Source organism: Microbacterium sp. SORGH_AS_0428 (assembly GCF_031453615.1).
Classification (GTDB): Bacteria; Actinomycetota; Actinomycetes; order Actinomycetales; family Microbacteriaceae; genus Microbacterium.
Map to the genome: position 1 here is coordinate 850560 of NZ_JAVIZT010000001.1, position 14038 is coordinate 864597.

Annotated in this window: 10 protein-coding genes and 1 pseudogene; 3 read left to right on the forward strand and 8 right to left on the reverse strand. The window is 70.6% G+C overall.

All coding sequences use genetic code 11. From position 1 onward, the window contains the following. Positions 1 to 6: 6 nt before the first annotated feature. Together QE374_RS04200 and QE374_RS04205 are read left to right on the forward strand one after the other, a co-directional pair. The gene (locus QE374_RS04200; protein ID WP_309732436.1) at positions 7 to 2109 is read left to right on the forward strand and encodes a S9 family peptidase; all 2103 of its coding nucleotides are present in this window, start codon (positions 7 to 9) and stop codon (positions 2107 to 2109) included. A 345-nt stretch (positions 2110 to 2454) separates the two neighbouring features. Then, on the forward strand, positions 2455 to 3240 hold the full coding sequence (locus QE374_RS04205; protein WP_309732438.1) for a DUF559 domain-containing protein: 786 nt from the start codon (positions 2455 to 2457) through the stop codon (positions 3238 to 3240). Between the two features lie 224 nt (positions 3241 to 3464). On the opposite strand, the gene QE374_RS04210 is transcribed toward QE374_RS04205, so the two are convergent. From QE374_RS04210 to QE374_RS04220, 3 genes and pseudogenes are all read right to left on the reverse strand, one after another. Next, on the reverse strand, positions 3465 to 4493 hold the full coding sequence (locus QE374_RS04210) for a 6-phosphofructokinase (protein WP_137416521.1): 1029 nt from the start codon (positions 4491 to 4493) through the stop codon (positions 3465 to 3467). A gap of 118 nt (positions 4494 to 4611) precedes the next feature. Further along, positions 4612 to 6759, reverse strand: a complete 2148-nt coding sequence (locus QE374_RS04215) for a DEAD/DEAH box helicase (RefSeq protein WP_309732440.1) — start codon at positions 6757 to 6759, stop codon at positions 4612 to 4614. Between the two features lie 203 nt (positions 6760 to 6962). Continuing rightward, a pseudogene (locus QE374_RS04220) lies at positions 6963 to 9192 on the reverse strand (heavy metal translocating P-type ATPase). A gap of 254 nt (positions 9193 to 9446) precedes the next feature. Between QE374_RS04220 and QE374_RS04225 the strand changes: the two are divergent. Further along, positions 9447 to 10679: an MFS transporter gene (locus tag QE374_RS04225; protein WP_309732442.1), complete on the forward strand. Its 1233-nt coding sequence runs from the start codon at positions 9447 to 9449 to the stop codon at positions 10677 to 10679. On the opposite strand, the gene QE374_RS04230 is transcribed toward QE374_RS04225, so the two are convergent. From QE374_RS04230 to QE374_RS04250, 5 genes are read right to left on the reverse strand one after another with little or no spacing between them, the layout of a single operon-like run. Then, entirely contained in the window at positions 10648 to 11604 is a 957-nt protein-coding gene (locus QE374_RS04230) for a bifunctional riboflavin kinase/FAD synthetase (protein WP_309732444.1), read from the reverse strand. The two genes, QE374_RS04225 and QE374_RS04230, sit on opposite strands and share 32 nt — an antisense overlap. Further along, complete coding sequence (locus QE374_RS04235) at positions 11601 to 12053, reverse strand: hypothetical protein (RefSeq protein ID WP_309732446.1); 453 nt, start codon at positions 12051 to 12053, stop codon at positions 11601 to 11603. Before QE374_RS04235 ends, QE374_RS04230 begins: the two co-directional genes overlap by 4 nt. Before the next feature lie 38 nt (positions 12054 to 12091). Further along, entirely contained in the window at positions 12092 to 12460 is a 369-nt protein-coding gene (locus QE374_RS04240) for a hypothetical protein (protein ID WP_309732449.1), read from the reverse strand. After that, the gene (gene truB, locus QE374_RS04245) at positions 12457 to 13362 is read right to left on the reverse strand and encodes a tRNA pseudouridine(55) synthase TruB (protein WP_309732451.1); all 906 of its coding nucleotides are present in this window, start codon (positions 13360 to 13362) and stop codon (positions 12457 to 12459) included. Before truB ends, QE374_RS04240 begins: the two co-directional genes overlap by 4 nt. Then, positions 13362 to 14033, reverse strand: a complete 672-nt coding sequence (locus tag QE374_RS04250; RefSeq protein WP_309732452.1) for a uridine kinase — start codon at positions 14031 to 14033, stop codon at positions 13362 to 13364. The genes truB and QE374_RS04250 overlap by 1 nt, the downstream gene beginning before the upstream one ends. Between the last annotated feature and the right edge of the window lie 5 nt (positions 14034 to 14038).

A 14038-nucleotide genomic window follows, 5' to 3' on the forward strand; every position in this document is an offset into this window, starting at 1 on the left:
GGAACGGTGACCGACTCCGCCATCCCCGCACCCCCGCACGCCGCCCGAAAGGTCCGCTCCCGCTCGCACCACGGCGACGTGTTCGACGACCCGTACGAGTGGCTGCGCGACAAGGACGACGCGAGCGTCGTGGCGCACATCGAAGCCGAGAACGCCTACACCGATGCGCGCACCGCGCACCTCGCCGGCCTGCGCGAGCAGATCTTCCAGGAGATCAAGGGGCGCACGCTCGAGACCGACCTCTCCGTGCCGACCCGCCGCGGCCAGTGGTGGTATTTCTCCCGCACCGAGGAGGGCAAGCAGTACGGCATCCACTGTCGCGCGCCGCTCGCCTCCCCCGACGACTGGACGCCCCCGGTCCCCGAGGGGGCACTCGAGGGCGAGCAGGTGCTGCTCGACGGCAACGCGGAGGCGGACGGCGAGGAGTTCTTCTCCCTCGGCACCTTCGAGGTCTCCACGGACGGCCGACTGCTGCTGTACGGCGTCGACACGTCCGGAGACGAGCGGTACACGCTCCGCGTGCGCGACCTGGAGACGGGCACGACGCTGCCCGACGTCATCGAGGGCACGTTCGCGGGCGCCTCGCTGTCTCCCGACGGGCGCTTCATCGTCTACTCGACCGTCGACGACGCGTGGCGGCCCGACAAGGTCTGGCTCCATGAGCTGGGGACCCCGGTCACCGACGACGCCCTGCTCTTCCACGAGAGCGACGACCGTTTCTGGGTCGGCGCCGGCTTCACCCGCAGCGACCGTTTCCTGGTCATCGGCGTCGGCTCCTCCATCACCTCCGAGGAGTGGCTGCTTCCGGCCGACGACCTGGGCGGCGAGCCCCGCGTGATCTGGCCGCGTCGGGAGGGCGTGGAGTACGACAGCGACCACGCCGTAGTCGACGGCGAGGATGTGCTCTACATCCTGCACAACGACCGGGCGGTGGACTTCGAGCTCGTGCGGGTGTCCGCATCCGATCCACAGGGCGCGCGCGACGTCGTCGTGCCGCACCAGGGCGGCCGCCGCCTGCTGGGGCTGTCCACCTTCCGCGACTGGGCCGTGCTCGCGTACCGTCGCGAGGGACTCGCGCGACTCGGCATGCTGGACTACACCGACGGCGCGGTGGCCGAGCTCGAGTTCGACGAGCCGCTCTACTCGGTCGGCACAGCAGGCAACCCCGAGTGGGCCCCTCCCCTCATCCGCCTGGGCTACGGCTCGTTCGTGACGCCGTCGACGGTGTTCGACTACGACCCCGTCAGCGGCGAGCGCATCGTGCGCAAGCAGCAGCCGGTGCTGGGCGGCTACGACAGCGCCGACTACGCCCAGGCCCGCGTGTGGGCCACCGCCCAGGACGGCACCGAGGTGCCGGTGTCGCTCGTGTGGAAGCGGTCGTTCGGGGATGCGGGAGCTGCGCCGCGCCCGGTTCATCTCTACGGCTACGGCTCGTACGAGCACTCCATCGAGCCGGCCTTCTCGGTGGCGCGCCTGTCGGAGCTCGATCGCGGCGTGATCTTCGCGGTCGCCCACGTGCGCGGCGGCGGTGAGATGGGCCGGGAGTGGTACGAGAACGGGAAGCTGCTGGCCAAGCGCAACACCTTCACCGACTTCGTCGACTGCGCCCTGCACCTGATCGATCACGGCTACACGTCGCCCCAGCTCCTCGTCGCCGAGGGCGGCTCGGCCGGCGGACTGCTGATGGGCGCCGTCGCGAACCTCGCACCCGAGCTGTTCGCCGGCATCCTCGCCGACGTGCCGTTCGTGGACGCCCTGACGACGATCCTCGACCCCTCGCTCCCGCTGACGGTCATCGAGTGGGACGAATGGGGCGACCCGCTGCACGATCCCGAGGTGTACGCCTACATGAAGACGTACTCGCCGTATGAGAACGTGCGCGAGGGCGTGGCGTATCCCCGCATCCTGGCCGTCACCTCGTTCAACGACACCCGCGTGCTGTACGTGGAGCCCGCGAAGTGGGTGGCGCGACTGCGCGAGGTCGGCGCCGACGCGCTCCTCAAGTGCGAGATGGTGGCCGGCCACGGCGGTGTGAGCGGGCGCTACAACGCCTGGCGCGAGCGCGCATACGAACAGGCCTGGATGCTCGACGTGCTCGGCCTCGCCTGACCCGCCGCCGCGACCGACAGGAGACGCCGCGGCCTGTTCCGGGGCCCGACCCCCGGCATGTCCCCCTTCCCGCAGCGCATGTCCCACTTCCCGCACTTCTCGGCACCGAAAGTTGCGGCAAGTGGGACATGCTTGCCGGGAGGCTCCTCCACAGGCTGGGTGAGAGCCGCGAACGCTGTGCACAGCGCCTGCCCGCCCGTCCGCGCGCCGGATGCTCGGGGTATGCCGCCGGCCGATCCCCTTCCCCCCGACCTTCCGCCTCACTTCGCCGTCGCCGACGCGGTGGCGCTCGGGCACTCGCCTCACCGGCTTCGCCGGTCAGCGTTGCGCGTCCCCTATCGCGGCGTGCGTTCTGTTGCGGATGCGGCTGCGACAGATGACATCCGTGGGCGATGCGAGGAGTACGCGCCGCGGATGCGGCCGTGGCAGTTCTTCGGAGGGGAGACGGCGCTCGCGCTCTACGGGGCGCCTCTGCCCGAATGGCCCCATGCCACGGGCGTACACGTCTGCGCGCACAGGCCTGCGAGAGAGCCGCGCATCGCCGGCGTCACCGGTCACCGTCTTCAGCACCGCGAACCGGCGACGCGCGAGCACGCGGGACTCCCGGTCGAGCACCCGGCACGTGCATGGCGCCAGGCCGCCACCACGTGGCGGGTCGACGACCTCATCTGCGCGGCGGAGTTTCTCGTATCGGGATCGCGGCCGCTCTCGAGCGCGGCTGAGTTGAGGGACGAGATCGAAGCGATGGGCGACGTGCGAGGCCGCCTCTCCGCAGCCCTACGAGATGTGCGCTCCGGCACCCGCTCGCCGCGAGAGACGCGGCTGCGTCTGCTGCTCCAGCGAGGCGGTCTCCCCGAGCCCGACATCAACTGGACGCTCTACGACCCACGCGGTCGGCATGTCGCGGAGCTCGACCTCGCATATCGGCGCTGGCGAATCGGCGTGGAGTACGACGGGCGTGTGCACGCGCAGGATGCGCGCCAGTTTGCGAAGGACGCCGATCGGTGGGATGCGATCCGCGCCGAGGGCTGGGAGCTCGTCCGCATCCTGAATCACCACATGCGTGGCGACGGCCGTGTGGCGGTCGACAAGGTCCGCCAGGCCCTCGCGCGCGCCGGCTGGCGGCAGTGACCCGCCATCCATGTCCCGTTCTCCGCAGGATTCGGCTGCCGAAACTGCCGCAAGTGGGACATACTCTGCCGCAAGTGGGACATGCTCTGCGGCAAGTGGGACACGCCGGGACTTGCGCCACGAGGAGAAGGGGCCGCAACGCAGGAGATCTCCGCCCGACGGGATGATCCGGAGCGGATCGTCCTGCGCAACGGAGATCTCCTGGTGAAGGGGTGAGCGGCGGCTCAGCCGAAGAGTGCGGCGGCCTCTTCGTAGCGGTACTGGGGGACCGTGTTCAGCTCGCCGAGGGCCTCCGCGAACGGGACCCGCACGATGTCGGTGCCGCGCATGGCGACCATCTGGCCCCATGCGCCGTCGACGATCGCATCGGCGGCGTGCAGGCCCAGGCGCGTCGCGAGCACACGGTCGAAAGCGGACGGCGATCCGCCGCGCTGGATGTGGCCGAGCACCGTCGCGCGGGTCTCGATGCCGGTGATGCGCTCGATCTCCGGGGCGAGGACCTCGCTGATGCCGCCGAGGCGCGGGCGGTTGAAGGCGTCGAGGCCCTTGTCGCTGAAGGCCTCGTCCATGCCCGTGAGCTTGAAGCCCTCGGAGACCACGACCAGCGGCGCGCGTCCGCGGTCGTGGGCGCGGCTGACCTGGTCGACGATCTCATCGATCGACATCGGAACCTCGGGGATGCAGATCACGTGCGCACCCGCGGCGATACCCGCGTGCAGCGCGATCCAGCCCACGTGACGGCCCATGACCTCGGCGACCATGCACCGCTGGTGCGAGTCGCCCGTGGTGCGCAGACGGTCCATGGCGTCGGTGGCGATGTTGACGGCCGTGTCGAAGCCGAACGAGTAGTCGGTCGCTCGCAGGTCGTTGTCGATCGTCTTCGGAACGCCGAGCACGTTGATGCCGTCGTTCGCGAGGCGGTTGGCCGCCGCGAGCGTGCCCTCGCCGCCGATCGCGATGATGCCGTCGATGCGGTGCCCGTACAGGGTCTTCGCGATGTTCTCGGCGCCGCCGCGGGGACCCTCGTAGGGGTTCGTACGGCTGGTGCCGAGGATCGTGCCGCCCACCTTCGACAGGCCTTTGACCTCGTGCCGCGTCAACGGGAAGAAGTCGCCGTCGACCACTCCGCGCCATCCGTCTCGGATGCCGACGAACTCGAGGTCGTAGGTCGTGGTGCCTTTGAGCACGACGCCGCGGATGACCGCGTTCAGTCCGGGGCAATCGCCGCCGCTGGTGAGAATACCGATCTTCATGCTGGAGTCCCTGCTTTCCGGGTGATGGTGCTCCGGGGAATGGGGCGACATTGCCTCACCGACACTATCGCCCCGAAGCCCTCGGGCGCACACCCGGGGCCGTGCATATGGATGCGGGTCAGCCTCCGAGCGCGGACCGCGTCAGATGCATGAGCGCGGACAGCTGCACCGAGTCGCTCGAACCGGGCTCGACGGCGTGGCCATCGAGCGCCCGGAGGGAGAGACCCTGCTTGGCGTCGATGAGTTCGGCGATCTTCGTGTCGATCGTGTGGGCGGCGATGATGCGCCACGCCGTGACCGGCTCGTCCTGTCCGATGCGGTGCACGCGGTCGATCGCCTGCGTCTGCTCGGCCGCGGTCCAGCTCAGCTCCGCCAGCACGACGTTGGAGGCTGCCTGCAGGTTGACGCCGACACCGGCGGCGGTCAGGGAGCAGACGGCGACGGCGACGTCGGGGTCGGAGTTGAACGCGTCGATGGCCGCCTGGCGCGCGATGGCCGTCTGGTCGCCGCGCAACGACACGGTCTTCAGGCCGGCCGCGGCGAAGTGCGCCTCGGCTGCATCCATGACGTCGATGTGCTTCGCGAAGAAGACCACCTTGCCGACGGAGCGCTGCAGCTGCACGGTGTAATCCGCCGCGAGCAGGGCCTTGGCCTGGCCGATGCGGCGCACCATCGTGAAGACGTTCTCACTGCCGGATGCGGCGGCCTTGGACTCGTCGAGCTCGTGCTGGGCGACCAGGCGCACGATGTCCTCGTCGATCTCGCCGATCGACAGGCCGCGCTCACCGCGGGCTTCGATGATGCGGCGGTACCGCGCCGCCAGACGCTCGCCGAGCTCCCGCTCGGCGTGGCGGATGGAGCGTCCGTACTCGTCGTCCAGCTCGACGGGCAGGTCTGCGACGAGCTTGTCGGGAAGATCCGCCGCCACGTCGGTCTTGCGCCGACGGACGATGCCCATGGAGATGACCGCGCTGCGCGCCTGCGGGTAGAAGGCCTTGTCGGCGGGCGTCAGTCCGGTCTCATCCAGCTTCGCCATGAGCTCGGCACCCGGCTTCTCGCCGTTCGTCCAGCCCAGGAAGCGCCAGATGGCATCGAAGTCCTCGACGTCGTTGATCAGCGGCGTGCCCGTCAGCGCCAGCATGAGCGGGTCCCGTCGTGCCTCGCGGATGCGGCCCGCCAGGGCCAGCACGTTGCGCGAGCGCTGCGAGGTGAGGTTCTTGATGAAGTGCGCCTCGTCGACGACCATGCCGCCGAGCCCGATCGTGCTCAGCCACGACAGGTGGCGGTCGAGCACCTCGTAGTTGACGATGAAGACGTCCGCGAACGCGTCGATGTTCTCGCCGTCGCCCTGGATGACGGTGGCGCGCCGCTGCGGCGTCCACCGGTGCACCTCGCGCGCCCAGTTCATCTTGACGACGTTGGGCACGACGACCAGCAGCGGATAGGCGTTCGCGACGGACGCGGCCAGTACCGACTGGGCCGTCTTGCCCAGGCCCGGCTCGTCGGCCAGCAGGAAGCTGCGGTGCCCCTCGCGGACGGCCTCGAGGAAGCGCGACTGGTGCGCCATGACCTCGAGCCCCTTGGGCGAGAGACGGTCGAACTCCGGGACGGGAGGGAGGTCCATGGAGGCCGCTCCCCCGCCGGCGCCGGTCTCGAAAGCCTTGTACAGGGGGCCCATGAGCTCCCAGTCGTCCAGGCGACGACGCGGCGTGCTGCCGCTGGAGCGCGGGGTCAGATCCGGCGCGAGGAACGGGTTCGCCATCTGGCGGGCCTCGACCTGCGGCGGCACGACCTGCCGGGATGCGGCTGCGGCGGGGATCACCGCGACGGGCGCGGCCGGTGCGGCATCCGTGATGATCAGCTCGTCGGGAGCGAGCTCGGCACCCGACTCCAGCAGCCAGTCGCGCCGCATCCGCTTCGCGACCGGCGAGGTCGCCTGGTCCACTTCGAGCAGCTGGATGAGCGAGGTGTCGCGGGCGGCGGTCTTGGCGAGGATGGTCGCCACGCCGTCGAGACGCTTGAGCAGCTCGGCACGCGAGGCGTCGCTGAGCGTCGTGTCGGACTTCACGCGCGCGCGTTCCTCGCGGACCAGGAAGGCGATGACCTGGAACTTGACGCGGTTGGTGGGGCCCAGCTTGCCGCGCTGGGCCTTCGCCTCGACCTCGCGCACCTTGCGCGCGAGGATCGGGATGACGGGGGCCTCGTCGTCGCGCTTGGCGGACGAGGACTTTCTACGGCGTTGCGCCGCCGGTGCCGTGGTCGGCATGCTCCTCCTGAGCGTCGGGTCCGCAACGGACCGTCGACCGGTGTTTCGAGTCTCACGGGCGGCTCGGTGCCGGCTCGTACGTGAGAGAGTCGACCGGGCCTGACGTGGATGCAGGGATCCGGGCCGACGCTGACAGTTTAGAGCATCCCGGGGCGCGGCGCAGCGACTCGCGCCGGCCCGACCTCCCCGCGGCCCCATCGTCGTCAGCCGGCCCGGCGCAGCCGGAGGCTGTTGAGCACGACGAACAGGCTGGAGAAAGCCATCGCGGCACCGGCGATCATCGGGTTCAGCAGGCCCGATGCGGCCAGCGGCAGGGCGGCGACGTTGTATGCGAAGGCCCAGAACAGGTTGCCGCGGATGACGGACATGACCCGACGGCTAAGCGAGAGAGCCGTTCCGACCTGCGTGAGCCGCGACCCGGTCAGCGTGATGTCGCCGGCATGCCGGGCCGCATCCGTTCCGGCGCCCATCGCGATCCCCAGATCGGATGCGGCGAGCGCCGCGGCGTCGTTCACGCCGTCACCGACCATGGCCACCCGGTGCCCCTCCGTCCGCAGCTGCGTGATGGCGGCCAGCTTGCCCTCGGGGCCGACCTGGGCCCTCACCTCGCCGATTCCCACCTCCGCCGCGACCCGGCGGGCGACGGGCTCGGCGTCGCCGGTGAGCAACACCACGCGCATCCCCCCTCCCGGACAGCTCGGCGACCGCCTCGGCCGCGTCTTCGCGCACCGCGTCCTCGAGTTCGAACACGGCAGCGGCGTGCATACGTCCGTCGTCGCCGGCCCAGCCCACGACGACGTTGGTCCCGATGCTCTCCTCGAGCGCGACGGCGAGTTCGAGCGGGAGATCCGCTCCCGCATCCGCGGCGAGCGCGGCGTTCCCGGCGAAGGCGCGAACCCCCTCGACCTCGCCGACCACGCCGCGCCCCGGGACGGCAGCGAAGCCGGCCGCATCGGGGGCGTCCGCGGTGGCGAGGGCTCGGGCGACCGGATGTTCCGAACCGGCCTCGAGGGCGGCCGCGACGCGGCGAGCCCGCACCTCGTCGACGCCGGTCGCGACGACCGCACGGCGCACGCGCATCCGCCCCGTGGTGACCGTGCCGGTCTTGTCCAGCACGACCGTGTCGATGCGCTGCGCGTTCTCGAGGGCGTCGGGGCCGGTCACGAGGATGCCGAGCTGCGCACCGCGACCGGTGCCGACGAGGATCGCCACGGGGGTGGCGAGTCCGAGAGCGCACGGGCAGGCGATGATGAGCACGGCGACGGCCGCGACGAATCCCTCGGCGACCGAGCCGCCCGCCAGAATCCAACCGACCAGGGTGAGCACCGCGAGTCCGATGACGATCGGCACGAAGACCGCGGAGATCCGGTCCGCCAGGCGCTGCACGCGGCTCTTGCCCATCTGCGCGTTCTCGACGAGGCGGGCGATGCGGGCCAGGCGCGTGTCGGCGCCCACTGCATCCGCGCGCACCCTCAGCGCACCTCCGTGCACGATCGTGCCGCCGGTCACGGATGATCCGGGCACGACCGCCACCGGAACCGCCTCACCGGTGAGCATGCTCTCGTCCACATCGGCACGGCCGTCGACGACCGTGCCGTCTGTGGCCACCGTCGCACCGGGTCGCGTCACGAACACATCCCCCGCACGCAGCGCCTCCATCGGCACGGTGCGCCCGTCGACGAGTTCCGCCTCGGGAACGGTCAGCTCGCCGAGCGCGCGCAGCGCCGCACCGGCTGCGCGGCGCGAGCGCTGCTCGATGTAGCGCCCGAGCAGCAGGAAGACCGTGACGGCGGCCGCCACTTCGAAGTACACGAGGGAGGTGGCGTCGTGCACCGGACCGATCAGGACGACCTCGTGACGGATGCCCCAGCGCCCGGCGGACCCGAACAGCAGAGCCCACAGGCTCCACCCGAAAGCGGCGAGGGTGCCCATCGTGATGAGCGTGTCCATCGTGAGCGCGCCGTGGCGGAGATTCGCGAACGTCGCCCGGTGGAACGGCCACCCGCCCCACAGCACCACGGGAGCCGTGAGCAGGAGCGACAGCCACTGCCATCCGGGGAACTGCCAGAGCGGCACCATCCCGAGCGCGACCACGGGGATCGAGAGCGCGATGCTGACGATGAGCCGTGTACGCAGGGTGGTGGCACCGGGTGCGTCTTCCACCTCGTGCACGTGACCGGCTTCGCCGTCGCCGTGCGTGTGCAGGGGCCGGATGCGGGCGGTGTAGCCGGCCTGCGCGACCGCCTGCACGAGCCTCTCCTCGGGCAGATCGGAGGGGTAGCTCACGTGGGCGGATTCGGTGGCGAGGTTGACCGACGCCGCGACGCCGTCGACCGCCCCGAGTCGCTTCTCGACCCGCGCCACGCAGCTCGCGCAGGTCATGCCGTCGATATCCAGGACCGCCTCGCGGGTGGTTCCGTCGTTGTCACGCATCGTGCCATCCTCCTCGCCCCTCGCAACGATATACCCCCCTAGGGTATTCCGCGAAGTGCGCTCGACGTGCGTGGGAGGGCGTAGCGTGTGCACTATGGCGAGCCGTCCGAACAGCCCGGCGAGCGCCGCTGTCGTCATCGGCGTCGCGGTTCTCGCCTCTTTCGTGTCGTTCCTCGACGGCACCATCGTCAACGTGGCGCTGCCGGCCATCGCGCGCGAACTCGGGGGCGGCCTGGCCACGCAGCAGTGGGGTGGTGGATGCGTACCTGGTGACGCTGGGGGCCTTCATCCTCGTCGCCGGCTCCCTGAGCGACGCGTTCGGCAGGGTGCGGATCCTGCGCATCGGGCTGCTGATCTTCGGCGCGTCGTCGCTCGCTCTGGCCTTCGTGCCCAGCGCCGGCTGGCTCATCGCACTCAGAGCGGTCCAGGGCGTCGGCGGTGCACTCCTCGTTCCCAGCTCGCTCGCGCTGCTGACTGCGCGCTTCGAGGGCGCGGAGCGCTCCCGCGCGATCGGGATCTGGACGGGGGCGACCACGGTCGCCACCCTCATCGGCCCGCTCGCGGGCGGCCTCCTCGTCGATCTCCTCACCTGGCGCTGGGTGTTCGCGGTGACCGTGCTGCCCGTCGTGCCCACACTCCTGCTCCTCACCCGCATCCCGGAGCTGCGCACGCCCGGCGCGCGCATCGATGCGCTGGGCGCCGTGCTCAGCACGGCCGGTCTGGGGGCGTTGGTGTTCGCCCTCATCGAGCAGCCTCGGCTGGGAGCAGACTCGCCCTGGGTGTGGGCAGGCGCGATCGGCGGTCTGCTCCTGCTGGCCGGATTCATCTGGCGACAGCGCATCGCACCCTCCCCCGTCATGCCGCTGTCGTTGTTCCGCGCGCGCAACTTCTGGGCGGGCAACCTCACGACGTTCTTCGTCTACGCGGGCCTCTCGCTCAACGGGCTCGTGCTCACCATCTACCTCCAGCAGACGGCAGGCCTGTCGGCGACCGTCGCGGGGCTCGCATCCCTGCCTCCGACGCTCCTGATGATCGCATTCAGCTCACGTGCCGGAGCCTGGGCAGGCAAGCTCGGGCCCCGGTGGTTCATGACGATCGGCCCCGCGGTCATGGCGGCGGGATCCCTCCTCCTGCTGAGCGTCGGCCAGCCCTTCGACTACCTCACACAGGTGCTGCCCGGCATGGTGCTGTTCGGGATCGGCCTGACGCTGACCGTCGCGCCGCTGACGGCAGCGGTGCTGGGCTCCGTGACCTCCGAGCGCTCCGGCATCGCGTCCGCCGTCAACAACGCCGTGGCGCGTGTGGCGGGGCTCCTCGCCGTCGCGGCCATCGGAGTGCTCGTCGGCGATGCGCTGGATCTGGCGGGTCTTCACACGGCGATGGTCTTCGTCGCCGTGCTCATGAGCGTCGGCGCCGTCGCGTCCGGGCTCGGCATCCGCGGCGGTACGGACTCGGCTACGCGCCGAGCATCCGACGCACCTGCGTGACGTCGTCGTTCATCTGGGCGATCAGCGCATCGATCCCCTCGAACGCCACCATCCCTCGCACGCGCTGCACGAACTGCACGTCGACCTCGTGGCCGTAGAGGTCGATCCCCTGCTCGTCGAGAACGTGCGCCTCCACCTGGCGCGTCGGCACGTCGTCGAAGGTCGGGTTCGTCCCCACGGAGATCGCGGCGGGATATCGCGTCCCCGAACGCAGCCCCGTCGCCTCATCCACGAGCCATCCGGCGTAGACGCCGTCGGCGGGCACGAATCCTTCCAGCGACGGACTCAGGTTCGCGGTCGGGAAGCCCATCTCGCGTCCCCTCTTGAGGCCGTGCACGACCTCACCGCGAACGGATGCGGGACGACCGAGCAGCTTCGCGGCCCCCTCCACGTCACCCGCGGCCAGCAGCTCCCGCACCCATGTGGACGACACCCGGCGGCCGCCGTCGATCGCGCTGACGTCATCGACGACGCCCACGCTGAACCCGAACTCCTCGCCGAGCCGTTCGAGCATCCCCGGATCTCCCGCTCCGCCGCGACCGAACCGGAAGTCGTTGCCGACGAGGACGGCGCAGGTGTCGAGCGGATCCACGAGGACGCCCCGGACGAACTCCCGCGGCTCCAGCTCCGCCAGCGCAGCGTCGAAGGTGAGCACCATCGCCGCATCGATACCGGTCTCCGCGAGCAGCCGGAGCTTCTGCGCGACGCCGACGAGGTTCTCCGGACAGCGATCCGGCCGCAGCAGGGCGAGCGGGTTGCGGTCGAAGGTCACGGCGACGACCTTCGCACCACGCGCCGCCGCCTCCACTTTGGCGCGTTCGAGGAGGACGCGATGCCCCGCGTGCACGCCGTCGAACTTGCCGATCGCGACGACGGACGGGCCGAAGCCCGCGGGGACCTCTTGGGGTCCGTGGAAGACGATCACCAGACAGACCTCTCGACCCGGGCGGCGGCGGGCGCATCGACCACGTGACCGGGCCGATGGGTGAACAGCCACCAGACACCGACGAAGGGAAGGATCAACGGCACGAAGACGTAGCCCGAGCCGAACCAGCTCCAGACCGTCTCCTCCGGGAACAGATCGTGCCGGAACAGGCTGACGGATCCCACGACCAGCACACCGATCATCTCGAAGACGATGGCGACCCACGCGACCGCGTACCAGAAACGCGACTGCGAGAAGACGAGGGCGGCCGTGGCGAGGATGTAGACCGCTGCTGAGATCGCCGACAGAGTGAATGCCAACGGCGCTGCGTCGAAGCGCTCCACGATCTGGACGAGCGACCGGCCCGTTGCGGCGAGCGCCAGCACCGCGTAGACCGCGACCAGCACGCGGCCGAGGCCGGTGATGCGGGGGCGGTTCGCGGGTGCCATGACCTCACAATCCTAGATCGAGGCGCACGCCGCCCGGCTCAGGCGCCGATCCCGCTCCAGATCACCTGCATCCGCCAGACCATGACCGCGACGGAACCTGCGGCCACACCCATCACGACCGTGCTCCAGCGGCTGCGCTCGAGCAGTGCCCAGAAGACCCCCGCCGGGGGAAGCAGCGCCGCCGAGACGAGGTACACCCAGAACTCGAGCGTGCTGCCGGAGATGGGGTTGCCCGCGAACGGCGCCACGATCGCCACGACGATCTGCGCGATCAGCAGGAGCTCCACGAGAGCGAGCGCACCGACGCTGACATCGCTCGGGCGCCGACCGGCCAGTCCCAGGATGACGCACACGAGTGCGGCGAGGGCGGCGACGGCGACCTGCACCAGCGCGAACCAGAGGATCATGCGAGTTCCTCCGGCATGTTCATCGCGCTCTTGAGATCGCCGCCGCGACGCTCCAGCACGCCGATCAGGGCGCCATCCGGGCCGATCGCCGCCGCCGGGGTCGCGGCGACTCTCGAGGCGGCGCCGCTGAGGCGCTTGCCGTGGCGCAGATCGCGCGCCTCGTCGTCGCTGACGGCGAGCGTGGGCAGCGCCATGGCCGCAGCGGCGGCGGGCTGCAGCAGGGCGTCGGGATCGATGTGCTCGAGGTCGACGGCGCGCGAGACATCGAACGAGCCGATACGGGTCCGCCGCAGTGCCGTCAGGTGTCCGCCGACGCCGAGCGCGGTTCCCAGATCACGCGCCAGCGCGCGGATGTAGGTGCCGCTGGAGCAGTCGACCACCGCATCCAACTCGATCACCTCCGCGGCGCGACGGACGGCGAGAACCTCGAAACGAGAGACGGTGACGGCGCGCGAGGCCAGCACGACATCCTCGCCCGCCCGCGCGAGATCGTAGGCGCGTCTTCCGGCGACCTTGATGGCGGAGACCGTGCTCGGAACCTGCTCGATGTCCCCCGTGAGAGCGACGATGCCCGCACGGATCTGCTCGTCCGTCACGGCTTGGAGCGTCGGCGCGTCAGCGCGACTCACGACCGTACCGTCGGCGTCGTCGGTGTCGGTGCTCGCTCCGAGCAGGATGGTGGTCTCGTAGGTCTTGTCCAGCCCGACGACGTAGGTGAGCAGCCTGGTCGCGGCGCCGACACCCAGGACGAGCAGTCCGGTGGCCATCGGATCGAGGGTGCCCGCGTGACCCACCTTGCGCGTGTTCAATGCGCGACGCGAGCGCGAGACCACGTCGTGGCTCGTGAGTCCGCCGGGCTTGTCGACCAGGAGGACGCCGGTGGCCGCCGTCTCACCGGCCATCAGCAGAAGTCCCGGAAGACGCGGACCGGGTGCCGCGGGTCGGTGTTGTCGACGATCACGCTCGCGCGGCCACGCGGGTCGCCGTCCTGGAGGTAGAGGTCGAAGCCCGCGCGGTAGCGCGCGTTCGAGGCGGCTCGAGGGTCGGGGTCGCTGCCGTCGCGTCGGGCCATGCGCTCGAACGCCACATCGAGGGGCACGTCGAGCCACACCGACCAGTTCCAGACGTCGCGCAGCTCCGGCCGCAGAAGGAAGAGGCCGTCGACGACGAGGATCGCATCGGCGGGCGCAGCCTCGGCCTCCGGCTCGACCGCACGGTCGGCTTCGAGGTCGTGCGTGGCCCGCACGAAGGGCGCACCCGCGCGAAACGGCCGCAACAGACGTTCGAGCAGCGCGTCGGTGTCGTAGGAGTCGCGGTAGTGGCCTTCCGGGGACGTGCGGCCCCGCGCGTAGCGCTGTGCGCGCGGGCGGTGGAAGTCGTCCGCTGCTGCGCGGAACACCGTCGAGCCGTCTTCGCGCAGGACGTCCCCGAGCGCATCGGCGAACAGGGTCTTGCCCGCACCGTCGCGACCGTCAACCGCGACCAGCAGCCGGCCTCGACGATGGTGCTGGCGCAGCTCCGCACGCAGCTCACCGAGCAGCGTTTCCTGTTCTTGCGAGATCGGTGGGCGCATGTCTC

Bases quoted from the DNA above. Each gene is read 5' to 3' on its own strand.
- QE374_RS04210 (WP_137416521.1), bottom strand. From the start codon at position 4,493: ATGAAGATCGGTATTCTCACCAGCGGCGGCGATTGCCCCGGACTGAAC.
- QE374_RS04215 (WP_309732440.1), bottom strand. From the start codon at position 6,759: ATGCCGACCACGGCACCGGCGGCGCAACGCCGTAGAAAGTCCTCGTCC.
- QE374_RS04235 (WP_309732446.1), bottom strand. From the start codon at position 12,053: ATGGCACCCGCGAACCGCCCCCGCATCACCGGCCTCGGCCGCGTGCTG.
- QE374_RS04240 (WP_309732449.1), bottom strand. From the start codon at position 12,460: ATGATCCTCTGGTTCGCGCTGGTGCAGGTCGCCGTCGCCGCCCTCGCC.
- truB (WP_309732451.1), bottom strand. From the start codon at position 13,362: ATGGCCGGTGAGACGGCGGCCACCGGCGTCCTCCTGGTCGACAAGCCC.
- QE374_RS04250 (WP_309732452.1), bottom strand. From the start codon at position 14,033: ATGCGCCCACCGATCTCGCAAGAACAGGAAACGCTGCTCGGTGAGCTG.